The following is an 18,184-nucleotide window of genomic DNA, read 5'->3' on the forward strand; positions in this document are numbered from 1 at the left end:
CATGTCACCCAGTATTAGGGTGTGGTGTGAGTAAACCATCACCAGCCCCATTACCAGGCTCTGTCGGTTCATTCGGTACAGTTATTAAGTCAAACGGAAATTTAGACGTATCAACTTCTTTGTATTTTAAAATTGTGCCTCCGGTTATTTCTAGCGTTTCTCCAATAATGACACCTCGTGTTTCATTACCAGATAGATGAATATCAGCGTAAGGTGCAACAATAACTGAATCCATCGCCGCTCCATTTGCCACAGATACTTTTTCCCCGCCACTGACTAATAACCCCGATCTGCCACCACCGCCACCGAAAGTCACATCAGCATTTTTCACAAAAATATTTGCATTGATATCAACATTTGTAAAATTAATATCATTTGTACCTTCATAATATAAGGTTAATTGATCGATATCTCTATCACGATTAAAACTAGAATAAGAGCCAAATATAAGGTCATCTTTCACAAATATCGTTAAATTTCCAGAGCCGATAATTTCTATATGTCCATTCGATAAGTATAAGTGATCAAATACTAAGACACGATCTTGATGTCCTATATTAATTTTTAACGTATTATTTTGTCCAAATTTACCTTCATTAAAGTGATAATTTTGATCTAAAATTAGTTCGTAATTATCTGATATATACTCATCTATGTAAATATTACCATTTTTTATGACTTCCATTTTGTTTCCATCTGCATGTTTAATAGTGACATCGTCATGCTCTTCAAAGCTTGGTGCAGTCGGAAAATGATCAAAATACTGATATAACTTTTCCCAATCATATTCAAAGGCTATATCTGAAGTTTGGGGAGACGTCATATATGGTGGCACATCAAAAATAGCTTCAGTTGCTGTTGGGGGTAAATAAATACTTCCCGTTATTCGATTAGCGTCATTAGCATATTTCAAACGATTTTCCTCATCAGTGTCTAAATAAAGATCTCCCTCAATACTTCCACTGCCATATAAACTAACCTTATCTTTAACAATGGCCCCAACACCTTCTGGTAACGGCGGCATAACCCCTCCACCATTATCCTTTGGTGTCCAATTTACAGTGAACTCTTTAGTAACCACTCGATCCTGTTGTCCAATTTTACCTTCTGAAGTTATCTGATAATTCCTCGGGTTTTCACCATCCAATCGCTCAATAGTGATGACTGCTTCAGGTTGTTCATCAAAGTTTGCTTCAAAATTTTTATAGTGCGACCCATCGACCTCGTCAAATGCAGTTTCTATCCCTAAATAAAAATTATCTTGATTCACTTCATTTTCATATGTCGTGACAATAATGTCCTTAATTTCTGCATATGCCTGATTTACACCCGCTTCTGCAATATAGTAAGTTGATTGGTAATCGCGATCTGTTGCTGTTAGCTGAATATTAGCAAAGGTCATTGTTGCAATAGCAACACCTAAAATAGACAAAACCAAAAGGGTCATTAAAGCAAGGATTAAGCTGACTCCTGATTCATTATGAAAAATTGACTTTAATCTAAACATCTCGAGCTCACCTACCTTCTAAAATAAACAGCAGTCTCGATTGAAGACTGAGTGCCCCTTTTATTGGGTGTACTTTCAATCGAAATTTCGATCCCATCTTCTGTTAAATTAAATGTTAAGGCTTCAATGACAGTACTGATAGCTTGGTTATTTCGTAACAGTGTCGTTCCGTTATGTAAATAAACATTTGAACCAACCGTTAATTTTGTCTCTTCCAATAAAATATAATCTGCTGTAACAGACCGAAGATCCGTTGTGAGTTGACTTATGACTAGTCTAATTTCTCCCTGTTTATCAACTTCATCAATTTGATAATTAAATTGCCTTTGTCCAAATAGATGAGCAGACCCCATTAATATGATCAAAATGGATAAAATAGCTAATATACCTAACAATTCAACTAATGTTATACCTCGTTGATTTTTAATCATCGTTATCTCCTAATCGGTCAAAAAAGAATTTGGTCTCTAACTGCGCTTGTTGCTTATTATCTTGATCAAATATTTTAACTAACAATGTATATAAATCATCAATCGTTTCATTCGTATCATTTTCCACAGGTGAAATGTGTATCGTCATCTGGTAGCCCTCTTTAGACAGGGTAAATTCATCTATCAAACCAGTGGATAGATGATTATCTGATTGACTACTCAATTGTGAGATTAACTGATCATAATCATAATGATTCGATTGGTTATAAATCTCTTCAACCTGTTGTTGAGCTATGTACAAACCATCGATCATCTCTTCAGAAACACTAGTGGTTCGAGCAGAATGAATAAAAAAGGCTAGAAATGTGGTAACGATTATCGATAAAATGACAATGGAGCCTAATACCTCTACAAGTGTTAAACCCTCCTGATTATAAAGATATCTAAACTTTGTCATTTACTCACGTCCTTTTAGAGGGTGTTCAAAAAGCCCTCTGTTCTCGATACGCCATTTTAAACAGACTTTTTTGAGCACACACTTTTCTAAACAAAATAAAAAGTTACCAAACGAACACTATTAATCATCTTTATTTTTCTTGATGTAATAGAAGTGTGGTAACCATGATGAAATAATTTTTTAAATAGGAATTATTACCTGATTCATTTTCTTAATCTTTAGTATAATTCTTTTTCTTCTAAAGAGCAAGACAATTTACTTAATATATTTCCTAACTTTCCCAACAAAATCAAGTGAGCCAGCGACAAAAGTCACTTTTTTCTCTGTTTTTTCTTCAACTAATTGATCTAGTACTTCTTGCCAATGATCATTTTGTTTCTTGCTTGAATGATTTGATAATTCAAATAAGCGTTCCGCTTGTTCTGCGCGTTCATGTCCGAATGTAGTAAAAATAATTTGGTCAAAATGTGGCTCAAGTAATGTCAACATCTCTGCAATTGGTTTATCTTTGAAAGCGGCAAAAACTAAAGTTTTCTCAACTTCTTGATAATATTTTTCAACGGTGTTTACAAAAGCAGCGATACTTTCCTGATTGTGCGCGCCATCAATAATGATCACAGGATGATCACGAATTTGTTCAAAACGAGCAGGAAGATGGGCTTGACGAATACCTGCTTTGATTTGCTCATCTGTTATTTGAAAATTTAGCTCTTTTAAAATAGAACTCGCTTTAATCGCTAAAGCCGTGTTAAGAAATTGATGCTCACCCAATAACCGTAATCGTAAAGAAAGCATTTGAAAATCATCTTTATAATAAGGGCGATTTTCAATCCAGATGACTTGAAATGTATCCCCAAGCTGATCAAGTTTTGCCTTTTTTTCTAAAGCTACTTGTTTAATTATTGCAGTCGCTTGGTCTATCATCTGTCCAACAATCGCTGGTTTATGCGGTTTAATGATTCCTGCTTTATGTAAAGCTATTTCTTCAATTGTATTACCTAAATAGGCGATATGATCATAATCAATCGATGTAATGATTGCTACGATTGGCTCCAATAAATTCGTGGCATCTTCCAGCCCTCCCATTCCTGTTTCAACAACTGAAATATCCGTATGTTCAGCAAAGAATTTAAAAGCAATCGCCACGATTATTTCAAAATTACTTGCTGGATTATTAGCTTTGTTTAACAAATCTAATTCAGGTACTAATTGATTAGCATAAGCCAAATAAAGTTCATCTGAAATCGGTTGTCCATTCAACTGAATCATGGCTTGACGATTTGTTAAACTAGGGGATGTAAATGTACCGACTTGATAACCTGCTTCTACTAAGATCGAAGCTAAATAAGTAACTGTCGAACCTTTCCCATTTGTCCCGGCAACGTGAACAGCTGAGAGATCTGTTTCAGGATGTCCTACACTTTTTAATAAACGATCCATTCTTGCTAAGCCAGGTTTAATACCAATTTTCTCTCTATTTTCAAAGAAATTCTCTAGTGCTTGTATATTTGGAAACATAAACATTAGCTCCTTTTTGTTAGGATGTTGCTTAAATTGTACCGAAAATATGTTAGGTTGGGAAGTTAATTTAACATTTAATAGCTGAACCAGCGATAAGTTGTAATTAAAATCTATTAATGCTTCTTTATAACTTGAAGAAACTTTTATCGCTGAGGAAAAAATCATTTCACTGTTACTGTTTATTTGAAAAAGAGCCATCCAATTGTTTGGATAGCTCAAGTTCTGTTATTGCTTTAATTCTTGGATACGGGTAGCAACTTTTTCACGCTGTTCAAGGTATTCTTGTTCTTTTTGCTTCTCTAGTGCAACTACTTTTTCAGGTGCTTTTTTGACAAAATTGTCATTGCTTAATTTATTTTGCACACGTTCAACTTCTTTATTTAGCTTTTCTAATTCATTTTCGAGTCGAGCAATTTCTTTTTCATAATCAATTAATCCTGCTAATGGCAAGTAAAGCTCTGCACCTGTCACAACTGCTGACATGGATTTATCTGGTGCCGTTAGATCAGTGTCAATAAGCAAACTTTCTGTATGACAGAGGCGCTCAACATAGTGTTGATTTTGTTTTAATTGCTCCGCAATCGCTTGATCATTGGCTTTAATCACCAATTCAACAGGTTTCGACATTGGTGTATCAACTTCTGCCCGGATATGGCGTACCGCTCGAATAATCGCAACCAAACGCTTCATTTCTGTTGATGCTTGTTCATTTGAGAGTTCCTCATTGATTTGTGGCCAAGCAGCTTGTGTAATCGATTCACCTTGATGTGGCATGTGCTGCCAGATTTCCTCAGTTACAAATGGCATAAAGGGATGGAGCATCCGTAAGATTTGATCAAGCACATAAATAAGGATCGAACAGGTTAATTGCTTGGCTACTTCATCGTCTCCGTAAAGGGGAATTTTAGCCATTTCAATATACCAATCACAGAAGTCATCCCAAATAAAGCTGTATAGATAACGACCTACTTCACCGAAATCATAGCGTTCACTATGGCGATTCACTTGATCAATCGTTTCATTTAAACGCGTTAAAATCCATTGATCGGCAACGTTTTTTTCTGTGGAAAGATCAATGTCCTCATAAACCATGTCTTCAACGTTCATTAACACAAATCGTGCAGCATTCCAAATTTTATTAATAAAGTTCCAGGTGGACTCTACCTTTTCCCACTGAAAACGCAAATCTTGTCCTGGAGTTGAGCCTGTGGCTAGAAAATAGCGTAGTGAATCAGCCCCATATTTCTCAATCACATCCATTGGATCCACACCATTGTTTAATGATTTACTCATCTTTCTACCGTCTGCATCACGTACCAAGCCATGGATTAGAACATCTTTAAATGGACGCTCTCCAGTAAAATGCTTCGATTGAAAAATCATTCGTGCAACCCAGAAGGCAATAATATCATAACCCGTCACAAGTGCATTTGTTGGGAAATAGCGTTTAAATTCTTTGTCCTCTGTATCTGGCCAATTTAAGGTCGAAAACGGCCAAAGGGCGGATGAAAACCATGTATCTAATACATCCGTATCCTGCTCCCAATTTTCAAGGTCACTTGGCGCTTCTTTACCGACATAAATTTCTCCAGTTTGTTTATGGTACCAGGCTGGAATCCGATGTCCCCACCACAACTGTCTTGAAATACACCAATCACGAATATTTTCCATCCAACGTAAATAAGTGCCTTCAAAGCGCTCTGGTACAAAGTTTACTTTTTCAGCTTGATTATTTTGCAGAGCTAAAGCTTGATCGGCTAATGGCTGCATATGGACAAACCATTGTGTGGACAAATAAGGTTCCACGACAACACCACTACGCTCTGAATGTCCAACAGAATGGATATGTTCCTCTATTTTGAACAATGTACCCTCTGCTTGCAAATCTTCAACAATTTGTTTCCTGCATTCAAAACGATCGAGTCCTTCATATTTACTCGCATTTTCATTCATTGTTCCGTCTTCGTTCATGACGAGAACACGCTCTAACTGATGACGGTTACCAATTTCAAAGTCATTCGGGTCATGGGCAGGAGTGATTTTTACTGCACCTGAACCAAATTCCCTGTCAACATAGTCATCAGCAACGATTTCGAGTTCTCGACCGATAATCGGGAGAATGGCTTTCTTACCAATCAGGTGTTGGTATCTTTCATCTTTTGGATGAACAGCAATCGCTGTATCACCTAACATCGTTTCTGGTCGAGTGGTTGCAATTTCAATATGGCCTGAACCATCCTTCAATGGATATTTCATATGATAGAAATGACCTGTTACTTCTTCATGAATCACTTCAATATCTGATAGAGCTGTTTTAGTTGAAGGATCCCAGTTAATAATGTATTCACCACGATAAATTAACCCTTCTTGATAGAGTTTAATAAATACTTCCTGAACAGCTTCTGATAAGCCTTGATCAAGCGTAAAACGTTCTCTTGAGTAATCCAACCCTAAACCGAGCTTTTCCCATTGCTGGCGGATAAAATCAGCATAGGATTCTTTCCACTCCCAAGCTTTTTCAAGAAATTTTTCGCGCCCTAAATCATAACGGCTGATTCCTTCTTCCCGAAGTTTTCCTTCGACTTTCGCTTGAGTTGCAATACCCGCGTGGTCCATCCCCGGTAAATAGAGTACATCATAGCCTTGCATTCGCTTCATCCGTGTAATAATATCTTGAAGTGTTGTATCCCATGCATGACCAATGTGTAATTTCCCTGTCACATTCGGTGGCGGAATCACAACCGTATAGGGTTTTTTCTTGGAGTCACCCGTTGCTTCAAAAAATTTACCCTCTACCCAATATTGATAACGCCCTTCTTCAACAGCGTTCGAATCATATTTGGGTGGTAAATTGTGTTTATCCTCTGCCATAAAAATAGCCTCCTCATTTTTTATCATCAAAAAACCCAATTCATCCTTAATTAAAGGACGAATTGGGTTGATCATTCCGTGGTACCACCTTTGTTTATAGCACAAATGCTATACACTTCATTTCGTTTAACGGCGTCTAACCGGCTTAACCTACTGATTGATCAAATGTTCAGTTAAACAACATCCAAGGCTACCTTCTGAGACTAGGGACTTAGAAATCTTTCAGCCAATGATTTCCTCTCTAGAAGTATCGTCATCATACTCTTCCTCTTCATCGTCATTTATGTTATTCAGTTGCTTATCAATTATTTTATCCAATAAACACTATTAAAGTCAATATTCTTTTTCGAATCTTATACAATTACGGTCTGGATTATTCTCGGTTAATTGATAAAAAGTGTGGTACAACAGATGAATGCCTGCATATAATATAATCAATCAGCCTCAGCATAATTTTTTTGGGTAAGCTCGAGAGACGAGTAATTTCAGTACTCCCAAGTCTTTGTAGAAGTAAAACTAAAGATTACTTATACTATATCATTAATAATTCTTATCTTTTTAGATAGTGAAAAAATTAAGTATATTGCTTATGCCAAGTCCAGGACGTTCAGACGATAGCTGAAACTTCTCATTTAGCAGGAAGCTGACCTCTGACTGATCATAATATTCACCCCACCCACTACATATATTAGTGGCGGACTTCCGCTGAGCAAATGACGTAGGCTAATGAAAGGGTGACAAAATGTTCCGTAACAATCGATTCCGAATTCCTCCAGAGTTTCGAGAATACTTAGTCATTATTGAGCGCAGCCTCATACCTATCTGTGTCGTACAAATTGTGCGAACCGTTCTTTTCCCCTCAACACTAGATATGTTTTTACTTGCTGTTTTTATAGGTGTTTATATACTTTTATATCTTGATCTACTTTAAGACTCCCACACCAAAAGCCGCTAGCTCTATGTCTAACGGTTTGACGAGTGGGATTCTTATGTGCTTTACCATTCGCAGTCCATTTCTATTTTGAGCGATTAGCAAATTGTCTTCCTAACAGAAGCAACAGTAGACTAGAGCAATCGAATGTCAATTTACATTGTTTTCGAATGCCACTAAAGATTTTAGTAACCTCACTAAAATAAGCGAGGTTTTCCATTCAAGAAACTTATAAAAATAAATAAGCGTAGATAAAAAGGTACTGTTTTTTGACTTAATAATCCCATTTTAAGGTGAAGGAACTCACATAACAATATCATTAGCAAAGATAGTGCTGTTGCAAAATGTACATCTTGTGACAGCTCTTTTAATACTCACTAATCTTTTGCGCTACGTTTGGACAATGTAAAGAAGATAAGCTTTGCATTCGATCACGTAAAAACAGATCACATAAATCATCAAGCAGGATGGATTTTAGAATACAATTAAGGCACTTATTCCTGCACGATCAAAGAAATAAAAGATTTGATTGGCGATCGTCTAAGTCAAACGATGGCATTCGTCAGAAAAAAACTTGGCGATAAGCCAAGTTTTTCTAACCTTGCAAATACTTCATAACTTTCTTTAGTGCGACTACTCGCCCCATCGAAACCCATTGTTGCCCCGTGTTTATGGGTAGTTATCTATGATAGATTGTCTATTGCGGGAGATAAATAATTTGACCTTGATGAACAGATGTAACTTCTAATTGATTTGCCCTTTGTAATTTTGCTAAACTAATTTGATACTTTTCTGCGATTTGTTCCAAAGAATCTTCCTCTTGAACAATATACATCTTCAATTGTGAATATCTCTCATCTTCATCCGTATCTTGATCAAATAAACCAAGTAAATAAGTAGGCTGCTGAACTCGCTCTTCTTCCTGACTTGCTTTGGCTTCATTTATCGTTATGTTTTCTTTTTCAACCTCTTCAAACTCTTCAACTTCTTCTCTAATTTCTACTTGATCTAGAGCCTCTTCAATTAATTCCGGTTCTTCTCTTTGCTTAAAAGGTATCACTTTTTCTTCTACGATGTCAGGCTTTGTTTCAATGTCTTCTTTTTCATTTATTAATTCAGTCTCTTCTTCCTTCACTTTCACATCAAAGTGGATCCGTTGATCTTCAACTAACTCAAGTTCAGAATCTGTTTCAACTTCTGGTTCTATTGGTGTGTCTACTATATCAGTTTCTGTTTCACTTTCATTATTATATTCAAGTCCATCAATTTGCACAGTTGCTTCTAATTCTAATTTACGTGCATCAGGTATATAATAATCAAAGTGATCAATGCTGACCGTTAAATCTTCCAAATTTTTCACTCGTTCATGAGGAATCGAAATATCAATCGGAAAATGATGAAGAAATTCACAAATCCCCTCTTCATCACGCTCCACTCGTTTAAAATAACGAGATTGTACATCTTCGTAATCCTCCACTTCACTTTGATCATCAACAAAAACAGGTAGATACTCACCCGTCAAAGCAATAATACCTCGAACGACTACATGATCTGGGCGTGATTCAATTGAAATTTCAGGATCAAGTCCAATACCTAGCATTTCTGAGACGCCTTCATTTCTATGAAAAAATAACGTTTCAGTTAAATCAAATTGAAATGGCTTTACCTCTTTGTCTGTCATTAACTTTCCTCCTTTTAGAAAAACTCGTATTCTCTCGTCTTTTAAAAACAGTTCCATGGATGACCAACATCTTAAATAAATGCTGTGTAGTTTTAAGAAGTCCCACGCCGCTGGAATGACCTGCAACATGACGAGTATACTTGCACTAGTTTTTCTTATCCTTTGGACGTAAAAATTTTAGTAACTTCTACTCCGCTACTGAATTAAATTTCATGTTCCTAAACTACAACGATACACGTCCTCTATAACAAATATATGATTCTTAGCCTATATTATGCTTGAGGAAGCGAAGGAAATCTCCTATTTAAATGATCATGACCGCTTGATTGAATGGTATAATTCTGTCCTTAAGTGAAGCATATTTAATTAGGCAAATTTAAATCAATCTGATAAAATATAAAGAGATTACCAATGAAGATTTAATAAATGCTCTGAACTATATTAATTAAAGTTAGGTGACCTTGATGCGTAAGCAAAATTATTTAACTGCCTATATTCTAATTGGTGCCGGTTTATATTTCTTGTTACAGCAATGGCATATTCCATTTCTATCAAACTTCTCCACTTGGCCCACCCTTTTGATCTTACTTGGTGTTAGCTTGTTAATACATAGTTATTTAAGCCGTGATTATGATAAGCTTTTCCCAGGCGTTATTTTACTTGGGTTAGGCGTTCACTTCCATGCTGTAGCTATTTATCCCAATTGGGTTGAGCATTGGAGTATTTATGCGATTATTATTGGGCTAGCCTTTTTAATTCGATATCAGAAAACAAAAGTTGGTCTTTATCCAGGCTTAATCATACTTTTTATTGGCTTATTTATGTTGTTATCAATTACAAATAGTCAATTCTCACAATCCGTCCATCAATTCATAAGTTTATTAGAAAATTATTGGCCAATTGGCTTAATTGTGTTTGGGGTCTATCTATTATTCAAAAGAAAATAAGTGGCATGTTAAGCAACATCTACCAACCTTTTGCTCCCATAGAGAGATATGAAATTTCACAATTTTTTCGATGGGACGAGTAAAAGTAGATCCAATTTATGTAAAACAAATAACCGTACTAAAAATAGCCACAGAGCATTTACATCGTAAGAAAAACCTGGCTTATTACCCAGGCTTTATAGCGAAAGCCTGGGATTTTCTTATACTATCACCAGTAACATCTTAGGTTTTTAGACAGTGCAAGCATAAAACGAAATTTCAACCAGTGGGAGTTGGGCCTCAGGATGGAGGTCATGCATATGGTTCCGGTGGGGCGAGTAACCGCACTAAGGAAAACTACGAAGCTTTACACCGCAAGAATAAGTGGTTTTCTTATTCTAAGTCCCAGGAGGTGACGGTTTTAATCTGCATTCCCCTAGCTCCCACTAATTGTTAAGGAACACAAGCTAACATCTTCGCGTCCTGCGAAAACGCTTGTGTGACCAACCTCGTGTTGGCCCGAGTTTTTCGGACAGTTAGCTGTGATAAACGTCTTTCTTACTCTGAACCCTCAAGAAAAACATTCAACGAAATGAAAAACTTTAAGTTACAAATAAAAAACTCGTTTTGCTCAAAGAATGAACGCAAACGAGTTTTTCTAATTATTTTAAATATGATTCAATTACTTTCCAAGCTATATCCTTACCTTGGGCAGTTTCTGCTGAAAAAGGAATAATTTGATCATCAGCTTCTATTCGTAATTTTTCCCCAATCATTTTTAACTGTTTATTAACTTGTCCTTTTTTTATCTTATCTAATTTTGTTGCAATAATTAGCACCGGGATTTGATAATGCTTTAAAAAGTCATACATTGTCACATCATCCTCAGTGGGTTGGTGTCTAATATCGACAATTAATACCGCAGCTTTTAAGTTCTTACGATCTGAAAAATACGTTTCCATCATTTTGCCCCAAGCTTCTCGTTCCTTCTTCGATACTTTGGCATAGCCATAGCCAGGAACATCAACAAAATGAAAAAACTCATTGATAAGATAAAAGTTTAATGTTTGCGTTTTTCCTGGTTTTGAAGACGTTCGAGCTAATGCTTTTCGATTAATCATTTTATTAATAAAAGATGATTTACCGACATTTGAACGCCCTGCAAGAGCAATTTCCGGCAAGCCCTCTGCTGGATATTGCTTGGGTGAAACAGCACTAATCGTAATATCTGATTGTGTTACCTTCATTCTACACCTCCACGAGTGCGTACTCTAAAACTTGATCTAAATGACTGACAGCAATAAATGTGAGTGATTCTTGGACGCTTTTTGGAATGTCTACTAAATCCTTTTCATTATCTTTAGGTAAAATAATCGTTGTTAGTCCAGCACGATGAGCACTTAAAGTTTTTTCTTTTAAGCCACCAATCGGTAAAACACGGCCCCGTAATGTAATTTCTCCTGTCATACCGACTTCCTTTTTAACTGGTCGATTCGTTAAACTTGATACGAGTGCTGTTGCAATGGTAATTCCAGCTGAAGGTCCATCTTTTGGCGTTGCTCCTTCAGGAACATGAATATGAATATCATGCTTTTGATGAAAAGTTGGATCAATCGATAATTCCTCCGCCCTCGAACGAATATAGCTTAAAGCAGCATAAGCCGATTCCTTCATGACATCACCTAACTTACCAGTTAAGGATAGCTTTCCTTTGCCTGGGACAATACTCACTTCAATCGATAGCGTATCGCCCCCAGCTGCCGTATAAGCTAAACCCGTCGCTGTGCCAATTTGATCTTCTGTTTCCATCATACCATAACGATAAATTGGTTTGCCCAATATTTTTTCTAATTGCTTCTTTGTTACAACCACTCGTTTTTTTTGCTCTGAAACGTATATTTTCGTTGCTTTACGACAAATAGCAGCAATTTGACGCTCTAATTGTCGAACGCCAGCTTCACGGGAATAACGACGAATCAAATGGGTCAAGGCTTCATCACGAATTTGTAATTGACTTTTTCCTAATCCATGTGCTTTTAACTGTTTCGGAATTAAGTGTTCTTTTGCAATATGCTGTTTTTCCAACTCCGTGTAACCCGGAATTGAAATAATCTCCATTCGATCAAGTAACGGCCGTGGAATCGATTGTAGATTATTTGCTGTTCCGATAAACATAACATGACTCAAATCATACGTTTCTTCGATAAAATGATCGCTAAATTGATTATTTTGTTCTGGATCTAAAACCTCTAACATTGCAGACGCCGGATCCCCTCTAAAATCATTTGCCATCTTATCCATTTCATCTAATAGAATAACAGGATTGATTGTCCCTGCTTTTTTCATTCCTTGAATAATTCGACCAGGCATTGCACCTACATACGTTCGACGATGCCCTCTAATTTCCGCTTCATCTCGTACACCGCCCAAGGACATCCGAACAAAACGTCGGTTTATTGCCCGGGCAATAGACTTTGCCAATGATGTTTTTCCAACACCTGGTGGTCCAACTAAGCATAGAATGGGACCCCGCAGACTTTTTGTCAACTGCTGAACAGCTAAGTGTTCGAGCACACGTTCTTTCACCTTTTCTAAACCATAATGGTCTTCGTCTAAAATGAATTCTGCTTGATTAACATCCAAATGGTCTTCTGTCTCTTTTGTCCAAGGCAGTGAAATCAGCCAATCTAAATAGTTTCGAATGACTGAACTTTCTGCTGATGTCTGAGGGATACGCTCGTAGCGATTTAATTCTTTATAGGCAACATGTAAAATTCGCTCAGGCATATCACTTTGCTCAATTTTTTCTTGTAGATCAGCGATTTCACCTGTCTTGCCATCTTTATCGCCGAGTTCCTTTTGAATGGCTTTCATTTGTTCACGTAAGTAATATTCTTTTTGTGTTTGTTCGATTGATTTTTTCACTCGACGACCAATTTTTTGTTCAAGTTTGAGGACTTCCTGCTCATTTGAAATCAACTCAATCAATTGTTGGGCGCGCTCTTCTAAATTCGCCGTTTCTAATAAAAGCTGTTTAATGGATAATTTGAGTGGCAGATGCGAACTGATCACATCTGTTAATCTAGACAAATCATCAATATCCATAACACTTTCATATGTTTCTTTCGACAATTTAGCTGATAAGCCCACATATTTTTTAAATTGTTCAAGTAGCATTCGCATTAAGGCAGCATATTTAGTTTCATCTGAAATCAGTTGTTCAGTTAAAACTTCAACCTCAACAAACATATAAGGGGTTTGTTGAGCATAACGAATAACTTCTGCACGATTAATCCCCTCAATTAAAACCCGAATTGTTCCATTCGGTAATTTTAACATTTGTTTAACATAAGCCATCGTTCCTATTTCATATAAATCATCTTGCTTCGGCTCTTTAACCGCACTTTCCTTTTGAGAAACAAGCAATATTTTACGATCTTGCATCATAGCCATATCCAGAGCTTCGACTGAAGCTTTTCTTCCAATGTCTAAGTGCATTACAACTGCTGGGTAAACAACCAAGCCTCTTAGGGGAAGAAGGGGTAAGGATATTTGATTATCTTCATTCATAAAAATGACCTCCGTATATGTATCATGCCACAGCCGATAGTAATAATCCATTTTTTAAAAAATAAAGGTATGTTAGAAGAAGAAAATCCCTTGCTATTACAACAAGGGATTGTTAATCATGTAAATTAAGCACTTTCTTTTGGTTCTTCTTCCACGATTAGTGATCCGTCTTCTAACAGTAGTTTTGGACGGCCGTTATCAAGTTCAACGGTTTCTTTTGTAATAATACATCTTTTAATATCCGCACGTGAAGGCAATTCAAACATCACATCCAACATAATCGTTTCAATAATTGAACGTAAGCCACGGGCACCTGTCTTGCGCTCCATTGCCTTTTTAGCAATTGCTTTTAATGCATTATCTTCAAATTCTAACTCAACATCATCCATTTGGAATAAACGCTTATATTGTTTGACCAAAGCATTTTTTGGTTTCGTTAAAATGTCGATTAAGGCGTCTTGATCAAGTGGTTCTAAGCTACCGATTATAGGTAGACGTCCAATAAATTCAGGAATTAAACCAAATTTCAATAAATCTTCAGGCAATACTTTTTGCAACAATTGACCTTTATCTAACTGACTCGTTTCAGATTCAGCGTCAAAACCGATCACTTTCTTACCTAAACGGCCTTTGACAATTTGATCAATTCCATCAAATGCCCCACCCACGATAAACAAAATATTTGTTGTATCAATTTGAATAAACTCTTGATGTGGATGCTTACGACCACCTTGTGGTGGAACACTTGCTGTTGTCCCTTCAAGAATCTTCAATAAAGCTTGTTGAACCCCTTCACCAGAAACATCTCTCGTAATGGATGGATTTTCAGATTTACGGGCAACTTTATCGATTTCATCAATATAAATAATCCCTTTCTCAGCCTTCTCAACATCATAGTCAGCTGCTTGAATCAGTTTAAGAAGAATATTCTCAACATCTTCCCCAACATAACCTGCTTCTGTTAATGACGTTGCGTCTGCTATCGCAAAAGGAACATTTAAAATGCGCGCTAATGTTTGTGCGAGTAATGTCTTACCACTACCTGTCGGTCCAATCATAGCGATATTACTTTTCGCTAATTCAACATCATCTGCATGGTCCATCGCATTTATCCGTTTATAATGATTGTAAACCGCAACAGAAAGGTTTTTCTTAGCTTTATTTTGTCCAATAACATAATCATTTAGAATCTCTGCAATTTCCTGTGGTTTAGGTACATCTGTGAATTCAATTTCTTCTTCAATGCCTAATTCTTCTTCAACGATCTCAGCACAAAGCTCAATACATTCATCACATATATAAACACCAGGTCCAGCCACTAATTTACGGACTTGTTCCTGGCTTTTACCGCAAAAGGAACATTTAAGCTGACCTTTCTCTTCGTTAAATTTATACAAATTTCTTCACCCCTCTATATTAAACAAAACTTTGATAATGTTGTGTTTTAAAATAATCCCTTATTAAGAAAAAAACAACTTACACTTTGTTTCTCCCTATGGATTCATCATAACAAATAAAAAATCAGATGCAAAACAATAGCTCTTAGGCATACTTTTTTAGTGTTGCCAATTTGGCTAAACATTAAACAATTTAATGGAGTATATATATTATCATATGTATTTAAAAAAATGGTGGTGAAAGAGTTACTTTAGTCCCCCTTCACTTATGTAAAACATAATGATGAGAGAAAACAAGGCGAATAATGTACCACCTTGTTTCCTAATAACTATCTGTTTATTTAACTTTACTATTGTCTGCTAAGAAATCAATTGCTTTCTTAAACTTCAAATCCTCTTTTAACATATCTGTGTTTCCACCAAGCATTTGAGTCAACTGCTCAACTTCCATTTGATACATCTTAGCCATAGATTCCAACTCTTCATTAATATCTTCTTCAGTTATTTCAAGATTTTCTTCAGTAGCAATAGCTTCTAAGACCAGATTTGTTTTGACACGTTTAGCTGCATCCTCTTTCATCTGTTCTTTTAGAGCTTCCTCATCTTGACCTGAGAATTGAGAATACATTTCAAGTGTCATCCCTTGTTGCTGTAAACGTTGCTCAAATTCACGAAGCATACGATCTAATTCTGTCTCAATCATCACTTCTGGAATATCAATTTCAGTATTTTCAGAAGCTTGATTAATCAATGATTCACGTTTTTGATTTTCAGCATCTGTTTTCTTTTGCTCTTCTAAACGTTCTCTGGTTTTTTCTTTAAGTTCTGCTAATGATTCAACTCCATCATCAACATCCTTAGCAAATTCATCATCTAATTCAGGTAATTCCTTTGCTTTAATTTCATGAATTTTCACTTTAAAAGTTGCAACTTTTCCAGCAAGATCTTCTGCATGATAATCTTCAGGGAAAGTCACTTCTACTTCTGTTTCTGCAGCATTTTCTTTACCAATCAATTGCTCTTCAAAGCCAGGAATGAATGAACCAGAACCAATTTCTAGTGAATGATTTTCACCTGCTCCACCTTCAAAGGCTTCTCCATCAATAAAACCTTCAAAATCGATGACAACAGTGTCACCTTCTTCAACAGCTCCTTCTTCTTTCACAACTAATTCAGCTAATCTTTGCCGTTGGCTTTCAATGTCTTGATCAACATCTTCATCAGTTACCGTTACATCTTCTTCCTCTACTTCAAGACCTTTATATTCACCTAAGGTCACTTCAGGCTTGACCGTAACGTCTGCTGTAAAGATAAATGTTTTATTTTTTTCAATTTGCGTAATATCAACTTCAGGTTGGTCTACCGGTGAAATCTCTGTTTCATCAACCGCAGTTGAATAAGCTTCTGGTAGAATTATATCCACTGCATCTTGGTATAAAGACTCAACACCAAAGCGTTGCTCGAATAATCCTCTTGGTACCCTTCCTTTACGGAAACCTGGTAATTGCACATCTTTTACTACTTTTTTAAACGCTTCATCTAATGCAGCATTAAATTGTTCTGCATCTACTTCAACGGTTAGAGTTCCTTGATTACCTTCTTTTTTTTCCCATTTAGCCGTCATTCGTTTTCCCTCCATTTAAGTACATATATAACTTCTATTTGCCGTTCATTCATGATTCATTGATATTGGCACAAGACCGAACGCAAATTACAACCATTTCATTATAACACAAACATGCACCGTTTCAACATTTAGTATTCATAATCATGAATTTCTTAAATCAACTAAGTCAATAATTATTTAAATACTGATGCTACTCTTCCATGATCGAAAAATAGATCTTTTCAATTTCGATCATCTGATTCATCATGGTGGTAATTTTTTTCGAACCATCGTCTTCAGGGATTATATTTCTTTGTTCAAAAGAGGTCTGAACAATCGCTATAATAGCTTCTTTAATCACATTTAATTCTGACATTTCTGGTGACAGTGGATAAAGTACATAGAAATAACGATCAATCAATTGCTCAGCAAGCTGATAAAAGGTTGGATTTTCTTGTTCATAATTAGCCAACTCTTTTCTAAGGGCCTCTCTAAAAGGATGATCACTCATAAAAGGAAATGTGCTTGGATTAATCATAATTTCCGCGCCAAATTTGATCACTTTAAAGTCTTGATCAATTGATTTAGCCTGCAAAAGTCCTACAATCACTGTTTTTATCACTGGATGGACGTTTTCACTCTTGAGCATCTGCTCAAACAATTTTATGTATGGTACGATATCAGTATTTTGTAAATGATTGACTAAGTGCCATTGCGCTAAAGTATCATTAATTTCAAAAGCCTCAACTAGCTCACGTTTAGTAATTTTGGTTTCTTGTTCAATTTGCTCATCAACTAGGGGTTGATTAACATCATATAACTTTTCCAATTGACTTCTCAGTGCTGTTGGTATTTTTTTAGAGCTCAGGGCTTCTTCTAATAATTGCGCTACATCTTTATGTTTGTGAAATTGAAATAAGAATGTTGCATATACATTTATGTATGAAAAATAATTTTCATCTTTCTGTGCAATTAATTCCTCGCACATTTCTTCTGCTTCACGTTGTCTGCCTAATTCAATCAAACTCGTTAGTTTCCCTAAGACAACCTCTTGATCATTTACGCCATAATCAATCAACTGATCAAAAAAGGTTAAGGCTTTTTCATACTTTTTTTCTTGCATAGCGTAAAAAGCAGTTTGTTCGAGTTCTTGCCTCTGCTTAGGAAACAAAACAATATTATTATGTTGCTCGTTCATTCTACCCCCTCCTTTCTATCTCTATAAAATAATTTAGTCTTTGTTCATTATTTCCCCAAAATTAAGAATTCAAACCATTCTGCATCTT

At 36.1% G+C, this 18,184-nt stretch carries 12 protein-coding genes and 1 other annotated feature; of the genes, 1 reads left to right on the top strand and 11 read right to left on the bottom strand.

Annotated elements, in window-relative coordinates; translation table 11 throughout:
• Positions 1–4: 4 nt before the first annotated feature.
• From ACS127_RS15945 to spoVID, 6 genes are all read right to left on the bottom strand, one after another.
• Complete coding sequence (locus ACS127_RS15945; RefSeq protein ID WP_440896007.1) at positions 5–1,507, bottom strand: pilus assembly PilX N-terminal domain-containing protein; 1,503 nt, start codon at positions 1,505–1,507, stop codon at positions 5–7.
• A gap of 11 nt (positions 1,508–1,518) precedes the next feature.
• Positions 1,519–1,938 (bottom strand): prepilin-type N-terminal cleavage/methylation domain-containing protein, encoded by a 420-nt coding sequence (locus ACS127_RS15950; RefSeq protein WP_440896008.1) that lies wholly within the window; start codon positions 1,936–1,938, stop codon positions 1,519–1,521.
• Positions 1,931–2,395 carry a type IV pilus modification PilV family protein gene (locus ACS127_RS15955; protein WP_440896009.1) on the bottom strand — a complete coding sequence of 155 codons (465 nt, stop codon included), beginning with the start codon at positions 2,393–2,395 and terminating at the stop codon, positions 1,931–1,933. Before ACS127_RS15955 ends, ACS127_RS15950 begins: the two co-directional genes overlap by 8 nt.
• 255 nt (positions 2,396–2,650) lie before the next feature.
• Complete coding sequence (locus ACS127_RS15960; protein WP_440896010.1) at positions 2,651–3,913, bottom strand: bifunctional folylpolyglutamate synthase/dihydrofolate synthase; 1,263 nt, start codon at positions 3,911–3,913, stop codon at positions 2,651–2,653.
• 228 nt (positions 3,914–4,141) lie between these two features.
• Positions 4,142–6,787, bottom strand: a complete 2,646-nt coding sequence (locus tag ACS127_RS15965) for a valine--tRNA ligase (RefSeq protein WP_440898161.1) — start codon at positions 6,785–6,787, stop codon at positions 4,142–4,144.
• Positions 6,788–6,837: 50 nt separating this feature from the next.
• Positions 6,838–7,071, bottom strand: a binding site (T-box leader).
• A 1,344-nt stretch (positions 7,072–8,415) separates the two neighbouring features.
• On the bottom strand, positions 8,416–9,399 hold the full coding sequence (gene spoVID, locus ACS127_RS15970; RefSeq protein WP_440896011.1) for a stage VI sporulation protein D: 984 nt from the start codon (positions 9,397–9,399) through the stop codon (positions 8,416–8,418).
• 464 nt (positions 9,400–9,863) lie between these two features.
• Between spoVID and ACS127_RS15975 the strand changes: the two genes are divergently transcribed.
• Entirely contained in the window at positions 9,864–10,346 is a 483-nt protein-coding gene (locus ACS127_RS15975; protein ID WP_440896012.1) for a LiaI-LiaF-like domain-containing protein, read from the top strand.
• A 641-nt stretch (positions 10,347–10,987) separates the two neighbouring features.
• Here ACS127_RS15975 and yihA read toward each other — a convergent pair.
• From yihA to ACS127_RS16000, 5 genes are all read right to left on the bottom strand, one after another.
• Positions 10,988–11,572 (bottom strand): ribosome biogenesis GTP-binding protein YihA/YsxC, encoded by a 585-nt coding sequence (yihA, locus tag ACS127_RS15980; protein WP_440896013.1) that lies wholly within the window; start codon positions 11,570–11,572, stop codon positions 10,988–10,990.
• A 1-nt stretch (position 11,573) separates the two neighbouring features.
• The gene (gene lon, locus ACS127_RS15985) at positions 11,574–13,895 is read right to left on the bottom strand and encodes an endopeptidase La (RefSeq protein WP_440896014.1); all 2,322 of its coding nucleotides are present in this window, start codon (positions 13,893–13,895) and stop codon (positions 11,574–11,576) included.
• Between the two features lie 125 nt (positions 13,896–14,020).
• Complete coding sequence (gene clpX, locus ACS127_RS15990; protein WP_440896015.1) at positions 14,021–15,292, bottom strand: ATP-dependent protease ATP-binding subunit ClpX; 1,272 nt, start codon at positions 15,290–15,292, stop codon at positions 14,021–14,023.
• A gap of 337 nt (positions 15,293–15,629) precedes the next feature.
• A complete protein-coding gene (gene tig, locus ACS127_RS15995; RefSeq protein WP_440896016.1) occupies positions 15,630–16,916 on the bottom strand; it encodes a trigger factor in 1,287 nt (428 codons plus the stop codon).
• Positions 16,917–17,109: 193 nt separating this feature from the next.
• Complete coding sequence (locus ACS127_RS16000; protein ID WP_440896017.1) at positions 17,110–18,096, bottom strand: DUF3196 family protein; 987 nt, start codon at positions 18,094–18,096, stop codon at positions 17,110–17,112.
• Positions 18,097–18,184 lie beyond the last annotated feature (88 nt).

This window comes from Amphibacillus sp. Q70 (assembly GCF_052055485.1).
Lineage (GTDB): Bacteria > Bacillota > Bacilli > Bacillales > Amphibacillaceae > Amphibacillus.